Raw genomic sequence first — 14,578 nt, forward strand, 5'->3', positions numbered from 1 at the left:
GCCCGCCGGTCCGGTCCCGGCCATGACCGCCCGATTGCAGACATCCGACAGAAGGGACGCCGCCCGGCCCCGGTGGCCCGCGGCGCATCCGGGGGGACCGCGTGGCGGGTAGGGCCGGACGGGACTGCGACCGGCTTCGGGCTGCTCCGGGACGGAGGGGCGTCGGCCTTCCGGCACCACGGCCCGTCGCCGGGACCGGCGGGCCGTGGTGCCGGACGGTCAGGACGATCCGTACGTGTTGGAAGAGGTGGCTTTCCTGATCGCCCTCCGCGCGGCCTCCGTCAGGGGTGTTCCCGAATGCTCAGGCCGGCAGCGTGTTGCGGTGCGAGCGCCTGCGCGCCGCGCTGAAGAGCGCCTGGATCTGGGCGCCCGACTGCTCGACGTGGGTGAGGGGCGAGGGGAAGGCCAGCCGTACGTCGCGGTGGCCGCGCCGCTCCTCCAGCCGCAGGGTGATCCCGTAGCGGTCCATGGCCAGCGGCAGGGCACGCACGACCGCGGCCGTGGGTTGCGGCCGGACCAGGCGCAGCAGCAGGGTCACGAGGTCGTGGTGGTCGTCGAGGAGGTGCGTGAGCATGCCCGCCTCGTGCGCGGCGAGCGGGTCGGGGTCGGCCCGGTCGAGCTCCTCCAGGCCGACGTGGGCGATCCCGTCGGCGGTCTCCAGCACGGCCCGATCGAACTCCATGCAGACCGACTCGGCGCCGGACCCGGGGGACAGGTCGGCGTGGGGGGTGAGCAGCCGGCCGAGCACGGTGACGCGGGCGCGCACCCGGTCCCGGACGGGGGTGGGTGCGACGTCGGTGAACTCCAGCCGGATCGCGGGCCGGTGTTCCGCGTGGCCGCCGGGCTCGGCGGGGTGCAGGTGCAGGCGGCCCATGGGGTCGCCGCCGTCGAGGTGCCGGACTTCGGTGAGCAGGCCGTCGGTGGTCACCGTCATGGAGTGGGCGGCGGTCAGGACCGACCGGATCCGCTCGGCGGCGGTGGGCAGGGCGGCCGGGGTCGTGGGGTCACCGAACAGGCGCATGCGGATCTCTCCATCGTCAAATGGTTAGGTATGCCTAACCTAACTCATTTCACTTCCGGGGGCACCCGGCACGCTTCGTGTCGCTGTTGGGCTGAACGGGTGAAACGCGAGAGGATGGGGGGATGCACATGAAGCGCGCGGCCGAGGCGGCCCGGTGAGCAGGTACGACGTCACCGATGAACAGTGGGAGGGGCTCGCGCAGGTGGTACCGCTGCGCAGTCGCAACGAGTGGCCCTCCCGGGTGGACCACCGCACGATTCCCAAGTCGCCCGGGGCGGCCGCGGCGGAGCAGCGGCGCTTCGTGGTGATCAGAGTCCAGATCTTCGCGGACGCGCGGGAGGTCGCCGAGTACCTGATCGCGCAGATCCCGGTCCTGCTCGACCTCACCGGCGCGGACAGCGAAGTGGCCAAGCGGATCCTCGACTTCAGCAGTGGGGTGGTCTTCGGGCTGGGCAGCGGGATGCACCGGGTGGACCGGAACGTCTTCCTGCTCGCGCCCGTGGGGACCGAGGTCGAGGGGATCGCGGCCGCGGCCGTCCCCCGATCGTAGGAAGGTCCGTACGAAGTAACGGTTCGCCGGGGCCGCGGGGGGCCCGGCGACCCGTACCGTCCGGCGCATGGACGCCACCGCCGTCGCGTTGGGCGACACCCGTACCGATTCCCCCGCGACCGGACCGGTCGGCGGACCGCCGCCGTTCCCGGCCGCGCCCGCGCCCTTGCCGCCCGACGGGCGGGACGCCCCGGCGGCTCCCGTCCCCGGCGGTCCCGAGGCGGTGTGTTCCGGCGCCCCGGGACCCGGCCTCGCTGTCACGGCGACCGATCCCATGGTGGCGCCGCTTCCGGCCGACCCCGCTCCGGCTTCTCCGCAGGCGGCCCGCCGCGGCGGCGCCCGGCCCGCCGAGGCGGCAAACCGGCCCCCGCATCTGCGTCCCGTCGTCACTGAGTTGCGGCTGTCCGCCTTCGGGCGGCACCGGGGCGCGGCCTTTCCGGTCGGGTCCGTCACCCTCTTCGCCGGCCCGAGCGGCAGCGGCAAGTCCCAGGTCCTGGCCGCCTACGAGGCGTTGGCCGGGCTCGGCGCGGGCGCCACCGTCGAGGAGGCATTCCCCGATCCCGCCGCCCGGATCCCCGAAGGGGCCCTCCCCGACGCCCAGCACCGGCGCGGGTTCCGCCTCGGGTGCACGGTCGACGGGCCCGCCGGTCCGGTCCGGCTCGACCTCGCCGTCCAGGCCGAACCCACCCTGCGGATCGTCGGGGAACGGCTCACGCAGGACGGGCAGATCCTGTTCGCCACCGCCCTGCGCGACCCCGGCCGGCGTTCGGTGCAGGCCGCCTGGCTGACCGGCGGCGCCGTCGGCGTCACCCGGGCCCCGCTGCCCGACGATCGCCTCGGCACCGCGCTGCTCCCGCTGCGGGTCGCGGGCTCCACGGCCGGCCAGCGGAAGGTGCTGACCGCCTCCGAGCAGGTGATCGTGGCCCTGCGCTCGGTGTTCGCCTGCGACCCCCGCCCGGAGCGGATGCGCGCGCCCGTCCCCCGGGGCGAGGGCCGGCTGCTGGGCGACTGCGCCAACCTGGCCGACGTACTGCGCCGTACCCGCCACGAGTGCGGTACCCGCCACGCCCTGCTGGCCGAGGCCGCCCGTACCGGCTGCGCGGGACCCGTCGCCGCCCTGGACGTGAGGGCTCCCGAAGGCGGCGCCGTCACCGCGGTGCTGGACCGCGGACCCGGCCGGCCCGCCACGGAACTGGCCCGGCTCGGCGCGGGCGAACTCCGCTTCCTGGCACTGGCGCTGGTCCTGCTCACCGGACCGGGCGTACTGGACATGGACCCGGCCGCCGAACTGCTCGCCGCGCAGCAGGCGCTGACCGTGCTGGCCGACGGCCTCGACCGCGACCTCGACGGCAGGCAGGGCGCCGAACTGCTGCGGCTGGCGCTGCTGTCCTGCGGCCGGGGCCACGTCCGGCTGGTGGCGGCCGTGGGGGAGGGGACCGCGGCCGCTGCCCGCCACTTGCCGGGCGTATCGGTGGTAGACCTGTCGGCATGAACGAGACGCAGGAGTCCCGGCAGCCCGAACGGCCCCCCGCGGAACGGCTGGACCTGTTGCAGCGCAGGCTCGTGCAGTTCGCGGCGGCGCGCGGCTGGGAGCCGTACCACACGCCCAAGAACCTGGCGGTGGCGCTGAGTGTAGAGGCCTCCGAACTGGTCGAGATCTTCCAGTGGCTGACACCGGAGCAGTCGGCGAAGGTCATGGAGGAACCGGACTCCGCCCATCGCGTGGCCGATGAGGTCGCCGACGTGCTCGCGTATCTGCTGCAGTTCTGTGAGGTTCTCGGGGTGGATGTGCTGGATGCGCTCGCCGCGAAGATCGAGAGGAATGAACTGCGCTTCCCCGTAACGGGTGGTCCGACACCGAATCGTCACTCTTCGGAGTGATGGACTCTTCCACAATCACGATTCTGTCCACATTTTCCGAATACCCCTGGCTTTACCGGTCTGTTGCCCTCACTCTGGGTAGTGGTGAGGATGGCGGGATGTCGTGCGGACGGGGGACGGCACATGGATGCGGTACGGCTCATCGCGGCCGGCCGGCACGCGCTGGCACAGAGCGGGGCTGCGTGGGACATCGTGGGCGAGGCCTGGCAGGCCCAGGCGCTCGCACAGGGAATCGGGAGCTGGCTGGCGGTCACCGGGCCGCCTGAGCTGAGATCGGAGGCGCGGGGACTGGGGGAAGCAGGTGGCAGAGGATGCGGGGTACTGGACCGGGCGGCCCTGCGCGGCGAGGGCAGCGCGCCCGAGTACCCGCCGCGAGCCGCACAGCTGAGCGTGGTGGCGGATGTCCGCCAGGTGCTCCTCGGGCTCCAGGCACTCCTGGGCGAAGTGGGGATAGCCCTGGTGGGGGTGGCCTGCGGCACGGACGACGAGGCCCTGTACTGGCAGTGCATAGAGTCGATCGACGCGGCTGACGAGTCCAGCGACCGGGTGCGGGCCATCCTGCGCCGCATGACGGTGCGCGAGCGGGGGTCCGCCTCGGGCGTGGCCTGAGCCGGACACGGCCCGGCACGGGCGGTGGAGACAGCGGCACGGGCCGGGTCCCGCCGTGCGCGACGGGACCCGCACGGTCAGGAGGACCGGTGGAACGGGCGCTCGCTCCCGGCGGTGCGGTCCGCGGAGGACTGCAGATCGGCGTCGAGCTGCGAGAGGTCGGCGTTCAGCGCGGCCATCAGCTCCTCCATCTGCTGCAGCAGGCCCTTCGGGGCGCCGCCGCTCTGCGCGGGCGCAGCCGACTCCTGCCGTGCGTCGTGTGCGTCGTGTGCGGCCTGTCCGGTCCAGCCGGTCTGTCGGGGGGTCTGCGGCACGGCCTCGTGGGACATGGCGGCCTCCTCGGCCCTGGCCCTTCCGAGGGGAAGGGGGCGGTGGACGCACCGGCGAGAAGCCGCCGGCGCGCGGGCCGGGCGGTCCGGCTCCGTCCGGGCAAACGATCCCGGTCCGGGCCGGTCACTGAGGGCGCAGGGCATCGACACGTCCGGTTGACGAAGATTCACCCTGGCGGGGCGGGAGGGGCAGGATGGAAGGTATGGATCTTCGCATTTTCACCGAGCCCCAGCAGGGCGCGAGCTACGACACCCTCCTGACCGTTGCCAAGGCCACCGAGGACCTCGGCTTCGATGCGTTCTTCCGCTCCGACCACTACCTGCGGATGGGAGCCGCCGACGGCCTGCCCGGCCCCACCGACGCCTGGATCACCCTCGCCGGGCTGGCCCGCGAGACCACAAGGATCCGTCTCGGCACCCTGATGACGGCCGGCACCTTCCGGCTGCCCGGCGTCCTGGCCATCCAGGTGGCCCAGGTCGACCAGATGTCCGGCGGCCGCATCGAGCTGGGCCTGGGCGCCGGCTGGTTCGAGGAGGAGCACAAGGCCTACGGCATTCCCTTCCCGGCGGACCGGATGTCCCGGCTGGAGGAACAGCTGGCCATCGTCACCGGGCTGTGGGCCACCGCGCCGGGCGCCACCTTCGACTACACGGGCGTCCACTACCGGGTGGAGAACTCGCCCGCGCTCCCCAAGCCCGCCCAGGACCGGATCCCGCTCCTCGTGGGTGGCCACGGGGCCAGGCGCACCCCGCGTCTCGCCGCGCGGTACGCCGACGAGTTCAACATGCCCTTCGCGTCGATCGCCGACAGCGAGCGGCAGTTCGGCCGGGTCAGGGAGGCCGCAGTGCAGGCCGGTCGGAAGCCCGACGACCTCGTCTACTCCAACGCCCTCGTGGTCTGCGTGGGCAAGGACGACGCCGAGGTGGCCCGCCGGGCCGCCGCCATCGGCCGCGACGTGGACGAGCTCAGGGCCAACGGCCTGGCCGGCTCCCCGGCCGAGGTCGTGGAGAAGATCGGCGCGTACGGCGCCGTCGGCTCCTCCCGCGTCTACCTCCAGCTGCTCGACCTCGACGACCTGGACCACCTGGAGCTGATCTCGGCCCGGGTGCTCCCCCAGCTCCACTAGCGGACGGGGAAAGCGATGCCCCGCGCGACGGGCCCGCTCGCCGAGGCCCTGGCCCACCGGACCGTCGTCCTGGACGGCGGGCTCAGCAACCAGCTCTCCGCTCAGGGCTGCGACCTGACCGGAGGTCTGTGGACCGGCCGCGTCCTCGACGAACGGCCGGTCCAGGTCGAGGCCGCCCACACGGCGTACGCCCGGGCCGGCGCCGAAGTGCTGATCACCGCCGGCTACCAGGTCGGCTACGAGGCCTTCGCCGCCCGGGGCCGCGACCGCGACGCCACCACGGCGCTGCTGCACCGCAGCGTCGTGCTCGCCGCCCGGGCGGCCGAGGCCGCCGACCACGACGTTTGGGTCGCCGCGTCGGTCGGCCCGTATGGAGCGGTGCTCGCGGACGGCTCGGAGTACCGCGGCCGGTACGGGCTGAGCGTGCGCGAGCTCGCCGCGTTCCACCGCCCCCGCATCGAGGCCCTGCTCGCCGCGGGCCCCGACGTGCTGGCCGTGGAGACCCTCCCCGACCCGGACGAGGCCGAGGCCGTGCTCACCGTCCTCGCCGAGACCGGCGCCCCGGCGTGGCTGAGCTACACCGTGGCGGGCGGCCGCACTCGGTCCGGGCACCCGCTGCCCGAAGCCTTCGCGCTCGCCGCGCGGGCCCCCCAGGTCATCGCCCTCGGGGTCAACTGCTGCGACCCCGCGGAGGTCCTCCCCGCCCTGGAGGCGGCCGCCGCCGTCACCGCCAAGCCGCTGCTGGCCTACCCCAACGACGGCTCCGTCTGGGAGGCGGCCACCGGCACCTGGCGGGCGCCGGAAGCCATGCCCCCCTGGCCGACGGACGCCTGGCGCCGTACCGGGGCCCGGCTGATCGGCGGCTGCTGCCGCATCGGGCCCGACCGCATCGCGGAACTGGCCCGGCAGGGCGGGCGGTCGGGCAGGTGACGGCGACTGCTCAGCTTTCGCAGCCGACGCCGTCGCCGTCGCGATCGAGGTGGCGGCCGTAGCCGGGCTCGCCGCGGTGGATGGGGGCCGCGCCCGCCGCTCTGACGGCAGCGCAGTTCCGGTACGAGATGCTCCCGCCGCCGCTGCTGCCCGTCCCGTCGTCCGGTGCCGGGGCGCTCGTCGGAGCGGCCGTCCGGGCGGGCGCGGGGGCGGGCGGCGCGGGGGCGACGGGCTCCGGTCGCAGGTTCGTTCCGGGTGTCGCGGGGCAGCCGGTGCCCGGCGCCGCCAGGTGCACGACCGGAGCGGCGCTCTGCGGCACGAGCGCGGCGCCTGCCGCCACGTCCTGGAAGCAGACGAGCCAACTCCCGTGATCGGTAGGGAGGGTGATGTCGTCGTAGGCGCTCAGGGCCTTGAGTTCGCCGCCGGTCAGATCCGCCACCGCCTTCTCCGCCTGCGCATAGGGCCATCCGACGGCGGAGGGCATCTGCGGTGCGGCGCTCGGCGTGGGTGTCGGCGCCGGCGTCGGGCTACTGCTCGGGGCGGAAGGGGCGGAGGCCGCCGCAGCGGCTTGGGGTGCGGCCTCGGTCCCGGTCTGCTTCGGCGGGTCCGGCAACAGCGGTATCAGGAACCAGACGCCGGACAGCACGGTGGCGAGGATCTTCTGCGACCGCTTCCACTGGCTCGTCCAGGCGAGCGCGATCCCCGCGGGCGGCAGCAGGACGAGCGCCGTGATGACCGTCGCGGGATGCTGCCACCAGCGCCGCGGGGGCCTGTGCGGGGGTGGGGAGGCGTAGGTGTGCGGTGCCGGGTACATGGCGCTCCTGGAGGCTGAACACGGTGCGGAGCGCGGAGCCTACCGAGAAGGTTGAAGATCGTACTTGTTTTCGCTCGAAATCCGTTGGCCCGAGGGCGGACCGACAGTCATGCTGAAGCGCATGTTCCTTACGATCACCACCACCGGGACCGCCGACAACCCGGCGACTGACCTGGGCTTTCTCCTGCACAAGCACCCGGATCGGGTGCGCGTGGAGAACCAGTCCCACGGCACCGCCCACGTCTTCTACCCGGAGGCCACGGCCCAGCGGTGTACGGCGGCCCTGCTGTTGGAGGTGGACCCCGTCGCGCTCGTCCGCCGCGGGAAGGGCAAGGGCCGGGGCGGGGCGCCTGACGCCGCGCTCGCCCAGTACGTCAACGACCGTCCGTACGCGGCCTCCTCGCTGCTCGCCGTCGCGCTCGGCGGGGTGTTCCGCACCGCCCTGAAGGGGCAGTGCGTCCTGCGCCCGGACCTCCCGGACCGGGTGCGCCCGCTGCGCATCGAGATCCCCGTGCTCCCCGCGCGCGGCGGCGCCGCGATGGTGCACCGGCTGTTCGACCCGCTCGGCTGGGACCTCGTACAGGCCGACGCCGTCCCGCTCGACGAGCAGTTCCCCGAGTGGGGGGAATCCCGCTACGTACGTCTCGTGCTGGAGGGCGAGCTGCGGCTTGCCGACGCCCTGCGGCAGCTCTATGTGCTCCTGCCGGTCCTCGACGATGCCAAGCACTACTGGATCGCCGCCGACGAGGTCGACAAACTGCTGCGCGCCGGGGACGGCTGGCTCGCGGCGCACCCCGAGAACGCGCTGATCAGCTCCCGCTACCTGGCCCGCCACAAGCGGCTGACCCAGGACGCCGTCGAGCGCCTGGAACTGCTCCGACTCGCCGAGTCCGACGGCAGCGAGGTCGAGGAGATCGACAACGCCGTCGACGAGACGCGCGACACGCAGGAGCGGCCCGTACCGCTCGCCGTGCGCCGCCGCGAGGCCGTCCTCGCCGCCCTGCGCGCCGCCGGAGCCCAGCGCGTGCTGGACCTCGGCTGTGGACAGGGGCAGTTGGTGCAGGCGCTGCTGGGGGACCCGGCGTACACCGAGATCGTGGGCATGGACGTCTCCGTGCGAGCCCTGACCATCGCCGCCCGGCGGCTGCGGCTGGAGCGGATGGGCGAGCGGCAGAGGTCGCGCGTCACGCTGCTCCAGGGCTCGCTCGCCTACACCGACAAGCGGCTGGCCGGCTACGACGCGGCCGTGCTGAGCGAGGTCATCGAACACCTGGACCTGGAGCGGCTGCCGGCGCTGGAGTACGCGGTGTTCGGCTCGGCCCGGCCCCGCACGGTCCTGGTCACCACCCCCAACGTCGAGTACAACGTCCGCTGGGAGACGCTGCCGGCCGGACACGTTCGGCACGGCGACCACCGTTTCGAGTGGACCCGCGAGGAGTTCCGCGCCTGGGCCGGCCAGGTCGCGGAGCGCTTCGGCTACACCGTCACCTACGTCCCCGTGGGCGACGACGACCCCGAGGTCGGGCCGCCGACGCAGATGGCCGTCTTCACCCGGGATACGGCCGGCGACACCGCAGCCACCAACGACTCCCCGAAGGAGGGCGAGGCAGCATGACCACCACCGCAACCCACCGCAGACTTCCCGTCACCGACCTGTCTCTCGTCGTCCTGATCGGGGCCACCGGGTCGGGCAAGTCCACGTTCGCCCGCAAGCACTTCAAGTCCACCGAGGTCATCTCCTCGGACTACTGTCGGGGTCTGGTCCGCGACGACGAGAACGACCAGAGCGCGAGCCGGGACGCCTTCGACGTCCTGCACTACATCGCCGGCAAGCGCCTGGCCGCCGGCCGGCTGACCGTCGTCGACGCGACCAGCGTCCAGGCGGACGCCCGCCGGCAGTTGGTCGCGCTCGCCCGCGAGCACGACGTGCTGCCCATCGCCATCGTCCTGGACATGCCCGAAGAGGTCTGCGCCACGCGCAACGCTGCCCGTCCCGACCGGGCCGGCCTGCCCCGCGCGGTCATCCAGAGGCACCGCCGCGACCTGCGCCGCTCCCTGCGCGGCCTGGAGCGCGAGGGTTTCCGCAAGGTGCACGTGCTGCGCTCCGTCGAGGAGGCGGAGACCGCCGAGGTCGTCCTGGAGAAGCGCTACAACGACCTCACCCACCTCTCCGGTCCCTTCGACATCGTCGGTGACATCCACGGATGCTCCTCCGAGCTGGAGACCCTGCTCGCCCAGCTCGGCTACGAGGACGGCGTCCACCCCGAGGGCCGCACGGCCGTTTTCGTCGGCGACCTCGTCGACCGCGGCCCCGACAGCCCGGGCGTCCTGCGCCGCGTGATGGGCATGGTCGCGTCCGGCAACGCCCTGTGCGTGCCGGGGAACCACGAGAACAAGCTCGGCCGGTACCTCAAGGGCTCCAAGGTCCAGCAGACCCACGGCCTCGCCGAGACCGTCGAGCAGCTCTCCCACGAGCCGCCGGAATTCGTCGAGGAGGTACGGGCCTTCCTCCGCGGCCTCGTCAGCCACTACGTCCTCGACGGCGGGAGGCTGGTGGTCTGTCACGCCGGCCTGCCCGAGAAATACCACGGCCGTACCTCCGGCCGGGTCCGCTCGCACGCCCTGTACGGGGAGACCACCGGCGAGACGGACGAGTTCGGGCTGCCCGTGCGCTACCCGTGGGCCGAGGACTACCGCGGCAAGGCGGCCGTCGTCTACGGCCACACACCGGTCCCGAACACCGCCTGGATCAACAACACCATCTGCCTCGACACCGGCGCCGTCTTCGGCGGCCGGATGACCGCCCTGCGCTGGCCCGAGCGTGAACTGGTCGACGTGCCGGCCGAAAAGGTCTGGTACGAGCCGGTCAGGCCGCTCGTCACCGACGTGCCCGGCGGCCATGACGGCCGCCCCGTCGACCTGGCCGACGTCCACGGCCGCCGTGTCGTCGAGACCCGGCACCTGGGCAACGTGGGCGTCCGTGAGGAGAACGCGGCCGCGGCCCTGGAGGTCATGAGCCGCTTCGCGGTGGACCCGCGGCTGGCCCCGTACCTGCCGCCCACCATGGCGCCGACCGCCACATCCCGTGAGGACGGCTACCTGGAGCACCCGGCGGAGGCCTTCGCCCAGTACCGCAAGGACGGCATCGCCCGGGTGGTGTGCGAGGAGAAGCACATGGGCTCCCGCGCCACCGTCCTGGTCTGCAAGGACGCCGGTGCCGCCCGCGAGCGGTTCGGTGTGGACGGCCCGACCGGATCCGTCTACACGCGCACCGGACGGCCCTTCTTCCACGACTCCGAGGTCACCGAGGAGGTCCTCGCACGGCTGCGCGCGGCGGTCACCGGCGCCGGGCTGTGGGAGGAGCTGGGCACCGACTGGCTGCTGCTCGACGGGGAACTCCTGCCCTGGTCGCTGAAGTCGGGTGGCCTGCTGCGCAGCCAGTACGCCGCTGTGGGCGCGGCCTCGCGCTCGGTCTTCCCGGACGTCCTCGGCGCACTGCAGGCGGCCGCTGCCCGAGGCGTTGACACCGGCGGCCTGCTGGAGCGCCAGCGCGGCCGGGCCGAGGACGCGGCGGCCTTCACCGACGCCTACCGCCGCTACTGCTGGAGCACCGACGGGCTGGAGGGCGTGCGGTTCGCACCGTTCCAGGTGCTGGCCTCGGCCGGGCGGTCGCTGGCCGCCGTACCGCACGACCGGCAGCTGGCGTGGCTGGACCGGCTGGTCGAGTCCGACGACCCGGGCACGCCGGGCGGCACCGGCCTGCTGCGCCGCACCGGCCGGATCGTGGTGGACACCGGGGACGAGGACTCCGTACGGGCCGGCACCGACTGGTGGCTGGAGCTGACGGCCGCCGGCGGCGAGGGCATGGTCGTCAAGCCGCTCCAGGCCTACGCCAGGGACGGCCGGGGCCGGCTGGTCCAGCCCGGGGTCAAGGTCCGCGGACGGGAGTACCTGCGGATCATCTACGGCCCGGAGTACACGCGCCCGCAGCAGCTGGAGCGCCTGCGGGAGCGGTTCCTCGGGCACAAGCGCTCGCTCGCGCTGCGGGAGTACGCGCTGGGACTGGAGGCACTGGACCGGCTGGCGGCCGAGGAGCCGCTCTGGCGGGTCCACGAGCCGGTCTTCGCGGTCCTCGCCCTGGAGTCGGAGCCGGTCGACCCGCGGCTGTGACGGCGCCGGCGGCCGCCCGCGGCCGCCGGCGTAAAGGCGGAGCCCCCGTAGGGCCCCGAATTAGGTCGTATGGGGGAACTTTCGCGGAGAACGCCGGGAAAACCACCGGCGGGATCGTTCATCCAGGGCAGCGGAATGACCGCGACCCTGGAAGGACGGAACGTCACCTATGAAGATGACCGCGCGCGGAAGCATTGCGGCGCTCTTGACCTGTATGGCCGCGGCCGGCGTGGCCACCCCGGCGGCGGCGGACGGGGTGCCGGTGGGTGTGCCGCTCGAAGGTGTGGAGAGCACGACGGGCCTGGACGTGCCGCGGATCGCGACCGCGGTGCCGCTGCCGGTCGTCGGAGCGCCCGAAGCCCCTCGCATGCACAAGGGCGACATGCTTCCCACGCCGCTGCTCCCGGCGGTCCCGATCGCCACCGAGCTCGGCGGGACGTTGGTCACCTCCCCGCTGCCCAACCTGGCGGGCCGGCCGGAGACGGACGGCGAGGGCTCCTTGGAGTCGCCCGCCACCACCGTGCGCACCCGCACCCCGGGCGCGGTCGTCGGATCCCCGCTCACGATGCCCGACGGGTCCAACTTCGGTCTGCCGAACCTGACCACGCCCAAGCTGGGTCTGCTCACGCCGGAGATCACGGGAGCGCCGGAGGCGCTTCTCGGTGTCGCCGGGCCCCGCTGAGCCGAGGCCACCGCAAAAGGCCGCCCGGTCTGCGAACGTGTACGGCATGGGATTCCACGTCGACTCCGAGACCGGGCGGCTTCGCCGCGTCATCCTCCACCGGCCCGACCTGGAGCTGAAGCGGCTCACGCCGAGCAACAAGGACGCGCTCCTCTTCGACGACGTGCTGTGGGTGCGCAGGGCGCGCCAGGAGCACGACGGCTTCGCGGACGTGCTGCGGGACCGGGGCGTGGAGGTCCACCTCTTCGGGGACCTGCTGTGCGAGGTCCTGGGCGTCCCCGAGGCCCGGCGCCTGGTCCTCGACCGGGTGTTCGACGAGAAGGAGTACGGGCCGCTCGCCACCGACCACCTGCGGTCGGCGTTCGACGGTCTGGCCTCGGCGGAGCTGGCGCAGGCGCTGGTCGGTGGGATGACCAAGCGGGAGTTCCTGGAACGGCACGCCGAGCCGGTGTCGGTGCGCTTCCACGCCCTGGACCTGGACGATTTCCTGCTCGGGCCGCTGCCCAACCACCTCTTCACCCGCGACACCTCCGCCTGGATCTACGACGGGGTCTCGATCAACGCGATGCGCTGGCCCGCCCGGCAGCGCGAGACCGTCCACTTCGAGGCGATCTACCGGCATCACCCGCTTTTCACCAGCTCCGGCGCCTTCCACTATTGGTCCCAGGGGCAGGCGGACTACCCCTCGACGATCGAGGGCGGGGACGTCCTGGTCATCGGCAACGGAGCGGTGCTGATCGGCATGAGCGAGCGGACCACGCCGCAGGCGGTGGAGATGCTCGCGCGGGGCCTGTTCGCCGCAGGGTCGGCGAGGTGCATCGTGGCCCTCGACATGCCGAAGCATCGGGCCTTCATGCACCTGGACACCGTGATGACGATGGTCGACGGAGATACGTTCACTCAGTACGCGGGGCTCGGCATGCTCCCCTCGTACACGATCGAGCCCGGTGACGGGGGCAGCGAGCTGAAGGTGACCGACCACCCCGCCGAGCACATGCACCGGGCCATCGCGGCCGCGCTCTCGCTCGACTCGATCCGGGTGCTGACCGCCACGCAGGACGTGCACTCGGCGCAGCGCGAGCAGTGGGACGACGGGTGCAACGTGCTCGCCGTGGAGCCGGGTGTGGTCGTCGCCTACGAGCGGAACGTGACCACCAACACGCACCTGCGCAAGCAGGGCATCGAGGTGATCGAGATCCCGGGCAGCGAGCTGGGGCGGGGTCGCGGTGGACCGCGCTGCATGAGTTGTCCCGTGGAGCGAGACGCCGTCTGAGCGGCGGGGCCGGTTGCGGGCCGGTTGCGGGGCCGGGGCGGATCGGGGGCGGATCCGGGAGAGGTCACACCGCCATTCTGTATATGAATGCAGTGGGTCGTATAGACTTCCAGCATCCCCTGTTACCGTGACGCTGGAGCGACCTCATGGCCCCCGACCTCAAAGGCCGCAGTTTTCTCAAGGAGCTGGACTTCACGGCCGCCGAGTTCCGCGGCCTGATCGAGCTCGCCGCCGATCTGAAGGCGGCCAAGAAGGCCGGCGTCGAGCAGCGCCTCCTGCGGGGCAGGAACATCGCCCTGATCTTCGAGAAGACATCGACGCGCACCCGCTGCGCCTTCGAGGTCGCCGCCGCGGACCAGGGAGCCCACACCGTCTACCTCGACCCGGCCGGCTCCCAGATGGGGCACAAGGAGTCGGTCCGGGACACCGCGCGGGTCCTCGGCCGGATGTTCGACGGGATCGAGTACCGGGGCGACAGTCAGGAGGCCGTCGAGGAGCTCGCCACGCACTCCGGCGTGCCGGTCTTCAACGGCCTCACCGACGACTGGCACCCCACCCAGATGCTGGCCGACCTGCTGACGATGACCGAGCACAGCGTCAAGCCCCTGGACCGGATCGCCTTCGCGTACCTCGGCGACGCCCGCTTCAACATGGGCAACTCGTACCTCGTGACGGGCGCCCTGCTCGGCATGGACGTACGGATCGTCGCGCCCCGGAGCTACTGGCCCGCCGAGCCCGTGGTGGCCGCGGCGCGCAGGCTCGCGGCGGACAGCGGTGCGCGGATCACCCTGACCGAGCAGGTCGCCGAGGGTGTCGCCCAGGTCGACTTCGTGGTCACGGACGTGTGGGTGTCCATGGGGGAGCCCAAGGAGGTCTGGGATGAGCGGATCGAGGCCCTGTCCCCGTACGCCGTCACCATGGACGTCCTGCGGGCCACCGGGAACCCGGACGTGAAGTTCATGCACTGCCTGCCGGCCTTCCACGACCTGGGCACCAAGGTGGCCCGGGAGATCCACCAGCGACACGGGCTCGACTCGCTGGAGGTGACGGACGAGGTGTTCGAGTCGGAGCACTCCGTGGTCTTCGACGAGGCCGAGAACCGGCTGCACACCATCAAGGCGGTCCTCGTCGCCACCCTCGGCCGCCCGGGCCCGGGTGACGCATAGTCATACGCGGCGCGTCGGGTGCCGGG

At 72.9% G+C, this 14,578-nt stretch carries 14 protein-coding genes; 11 read left to right on the forward strand and 3 right to left on the reverse strand.

All coding sequences use genetic code 11. The features are described 5' to 3' along the window. Nucleotides 1-301: 301 nt before the first annotated feature. Entirely contained in the window at nucleotides 302-1,021 is a 720-nt protein-coding gene (locus R4Z63_RS25345) for a DUF2470 domain-containing protein (RefSeq protein ID WP_384446687.1), read from the reverse strand. A gap of 154 nt (nucleotides 1,022-1,175) precedes the next feature. Between R4Z63_RS25345 and R4Z63_RS25350 the strand changes: the two genes are divergently transcribed. The 4 genes from R4Z63_RS25350 to R4Z63_RS25365 all read left to right on the forward strand — a co-directional run bounded on the left by R4Z63_RS25350 (nucleotide 1,176) and on the right by R4Z63_RS25365 (nucleotide 4,061). Next, the gene (locus R4Z63_RS25350) at nucleotides 1,176-1,571 is read left to right on the forward strand and encodes a cell division protein SepF (RefSeq protein ID WP_030031705.1); all 396 of its coding nucleotides are present in this window, start codon (nucleotides 1,176-1,178) and stop codon (nucleotides 1,569-1,571) included. Nucleotides 1,572-1,638: 67 nt separating this feature from the next. Beyond that, nucleotides 1,639-3,063, forward strand: coding sequence for an AAA family ATPase (locus tag R4Z63_RS25355; RefSeq protein WP_384446685.1), 1,425 nt, complete (start codon nucleotides 1,639-1,641; stop codon nucleotides 3,061-3,063). Further along, nucleotides 3,060-3,452: a nucleotide pyrophosphohydrolase gene (locus R4Z63_RS25360; protein WP_384446683.1), complete on the forward strand. Its 393-nt coding sequence runs from the start codon at nucleotides 3,060-3,062 to the stop codon at nucleotides 3,450-3,452. Before R4Z63_RS25355 ends, R4Z63_RS25360 begins: the two co-directional genes overlap by 4 nt. A 123-nt stretch (nucleotides 3,453-3,575) precedes the next feature. Continuing rightward, the gene (locus tag R4Z63_RS25365; RefSeq protein ID WP_037915147.1) at nucleotides 3,576-4,061 is read left to right on the forward strand and encodes a DUF6099 family protein; all 486 of its coding nucleotides are present in this window, start codon (nucleotides 3,576-3,578) and stop codon (nucleotides 4,059-4,061) included. A gap of 77 nt (nucleotides 4,062-4,138) precedes the next feature. Here R4Z63_RS25365 and R4Z63_RS25370 read toward each other — a convergent pair whose 3' ends face one another. Then, nucleotides 4,139-4,390 (reverse strand): hypothetical protein, encoded by a 252-nt coding sequence (locus tag R4Z63_RS25370; protein ID WP_037915150.1) that lies wholly within the window; start codon nucleotides 4,388-4,390, stop codon nucleotides 4,139-4,141. Between the two features lie 203 nt (nucleotides 4,391-4,593). Here R4Z63_RS25370 and R4Z63_RS25375 point away from each other — a divergent pair, with 203 nt between their 5' ends. Both R4Z63_RS25375 and mmuM read left to right on the forward strand, forming a co-directional pair. Further along, nucleotides 4,594-5,517 (forward strand): LLM class F420-dependent oxidoreductase, encoded by a 924-nt coding sequence (locus tag R4Z63_RS25375; protein ID WP_384446681.1) that lies wholly within the window; start codon nucleotides 4,594-4,596, stop codon nucleotides 5,515-5,517. Nucleotides 5,518-5,532: 15 nt separating this feature from the next. Next, on the forward strand, nucleotides 5,533-6,447 hold the full coding sequence (gene mmuM / locus R4Z63_RS25380) for a homocysteine S-methyltransferase (RefSeq protein WP_384446679.1): 915 nt from the start codon (nucleotides 5,533-5,535) through the stop codon (nucleotides 6,445-6,447). A 10-nt stretch (nucleotides 6,448-6,457) separates the two neighbouring features. On the opposite strand, the gene R4Z63_RS25385 is transcribed toward mmuM, so the two are convergent. Continuing rightward, nucleotides 6,458-7,261: an excalibur calcium-binding domain-containing protein gene (locus tag R4Z63_RS25385; protein WP_384446677.1), complete on the reverse strand. Its 804-nt coding sequence runs from the start codon at nucleotides 7,259-7,261 to the stop codon at nucleotides 6,458-6,460. A gap of 121 nt (nucleotides 7,262-7,382) precedes the next feature. Here R4Z63_RS25385 and R4Z63_RS25390 point away from each other — a divergent pair, with 121 nt between their 5' ends. The 5 genes from R4Z63_RS25390 to argF all read left to right on the forward strand — a co-directional run bounded on the left by R4Z63_RS25390 (nucleotide 7,383) and on the right by argF (nucleotide 14,552). Further along, nucleotides 7,383-8,876, forward strand: a complete 1,494-nt coding sequence (locus tag R4Z63_RS25390; protein WP_384446675.1) for a 3' terminal RNA ribose 2'-O-methyltransferase Hen1 — start codon at nucleotides 7,383-7,385, stop codon at nucleotides 8,874-8,876. Further along, the gene (locus R4Z63_RS25395) at nucleotides 8,873-11,431 is read left to right on the forward strand and encodes a polynucleotide kinase-phosphatase (protein ID WP_384446673.1); all 2,559 of its coding nucleotides are present in this window, start codon (nucleotides 8,873-8,875) and stop codon (nucleotides 11,429-11,431) included. Before R4Z63_RS25390 ends, R4Z63_RS25395 begins: the two co-directional genes overlap by 4 nt. A 175-nt stretch (nucleotides 11,432-11,606) precedes the next feature. Next, nucleotides 11,607-12,113, forward strand: a complete 507-nt coding sequence (locus tag R4Z63_RS25400) for a hypothetical protein (RefSeq protein ID WP_384446671.1) — start codon at nucleotides 11,607-11,609, stop codon at nucleotides 12,111-12,113. Between the two features lie 46 nt (nucleotides 12,114-12,159). Beyond that, a complete protein-coding gene (locus tag R4Z63_RS25405; RefSeq protein ID WP_037915166.1) occupies nucleotides 12,160-13,386 on the forward strand; it encodes an arginine deiminase in 1,227 nt (408 codons plus the stop codon). A 146-nt stretch (nucleotides 13,387-13,532) separates the two neighbouring features. Further along, on the forward strand, nucleotides 13,533-14,552 hold the full coding sequence (gene argF, locus R4Z63_RS25410) for an ornithine carbamoyltransferase (RefSeq protein ID WP_384446668.1): 1,020 nt from the start codon (nucleotides 13,533-13,535) through the stop codon (nucleotides 14,550-14,552). Nucleotides 14,553-14,578: the final 26 nt, after the last annotated feature.

It is taken from the genome of Streptomyces sp. PL-29, assembly GCF_058344425.1.

What these genes read in the sequence shown, in the direction of transcription:
- R4Z63_RS25395 (WP_384446673.1), top strand. Translation starts at nt 8,873, where the DNA reads ATGACCACCACCGCAACCCACCGCAGACTTCCCGTCACCGACCTGTCT.
- R4Z63_RS25375 (WP_384446681.1), top strand. Translation starts at nt 4,594, where the DNA reads ATGGATCTTCGCATTTTCACCGAGCCCCAGCAGGGCGCGAGCTACGAC.
- R4Z63_RS25345 (WP_384446687.1), bottom strand. Translation starts at nt 1,021, where the DNA reads ATGCGCCTGTTCGGTGACCCCACGACCCCGGCCGCCCTGCCCACCGCC.
- R4Z63_RS25360 (WP_384446683.1), top strand. Translation starts at nt 3,060, where the DNA reads ATGAACGAGACGCAGGAGTCCCGGCAGCCCGAACGGCCCCCCGCGGAA.
- R4Z63_RS25370 (WP_037915150.1), bottom strand. Translation starts at nt 4,390, where the DNA reads ATGTCCCACGAGGCCGTGCCGCAGACCCCCCGACAGACCGGCTGGACC.
- R4Z63_RS25400 (WP_384446671.1), top strand. Translation starts at nt 11,607, where the DNA reads ATGACCGCGCGCGGAAGCATTGCGGCGCTCTTGACCTGTATGGCCGCG.
- R4Z63_RS25355 (WP_384446685.1), top strand. Translation starts at nt 1,639, where the DNA reads ATGGACGCCACCGCCGTCGCGTTGGGCGACACCCGTACCGATTCCCCC.
- R4Z63_RS25365 (WP_037915147.1), top strand. Translation starts at nt 3,576, where the DNA reads ATGGATGCGGTACGGCTCATCGCGGCCGGCCGGCACGCGCTGGCACAG.
- R4Z63_RS25385 (WP_384446677.1), bottom strand. Translation starts at nt 7,261, where the DNA reads ATGTACCCGGCACCGCACACCTACGCCTCCCCACCCCCGCACAGGCCC.
- R4Z63_RS25390 (WP_384446675.1), top strand. Translation starts at nt 7,383, where the DNA reads ATGTTCCTTACGATCACCACCACCGGGACCGCCGACAACCCGGCGACT.
- R4Z63_RS25405 (WP_037915166.1), top strand. Translation starts at nt 12,160, where the DNA reads ATGGGATTCCACGTCGACTCCGAGACCGGGCGGCTTCGCCGCGTCATC.
- mmuM (WP_384446679.1), top strand. Translation starts at nt 5,533, where the DNA reads ATGCCCCGCGCGACGGGCCCGCTCGCCGAGGCCCTGGCCCACCGGACC.
- argF (WP_384446668.1), top strand. Translation starts at nt 13,533, where the DNA reads ATGGCCCCCGACCTCAAAGGCCGCAGTTTTCTCAAGGAGCTGGACTTC.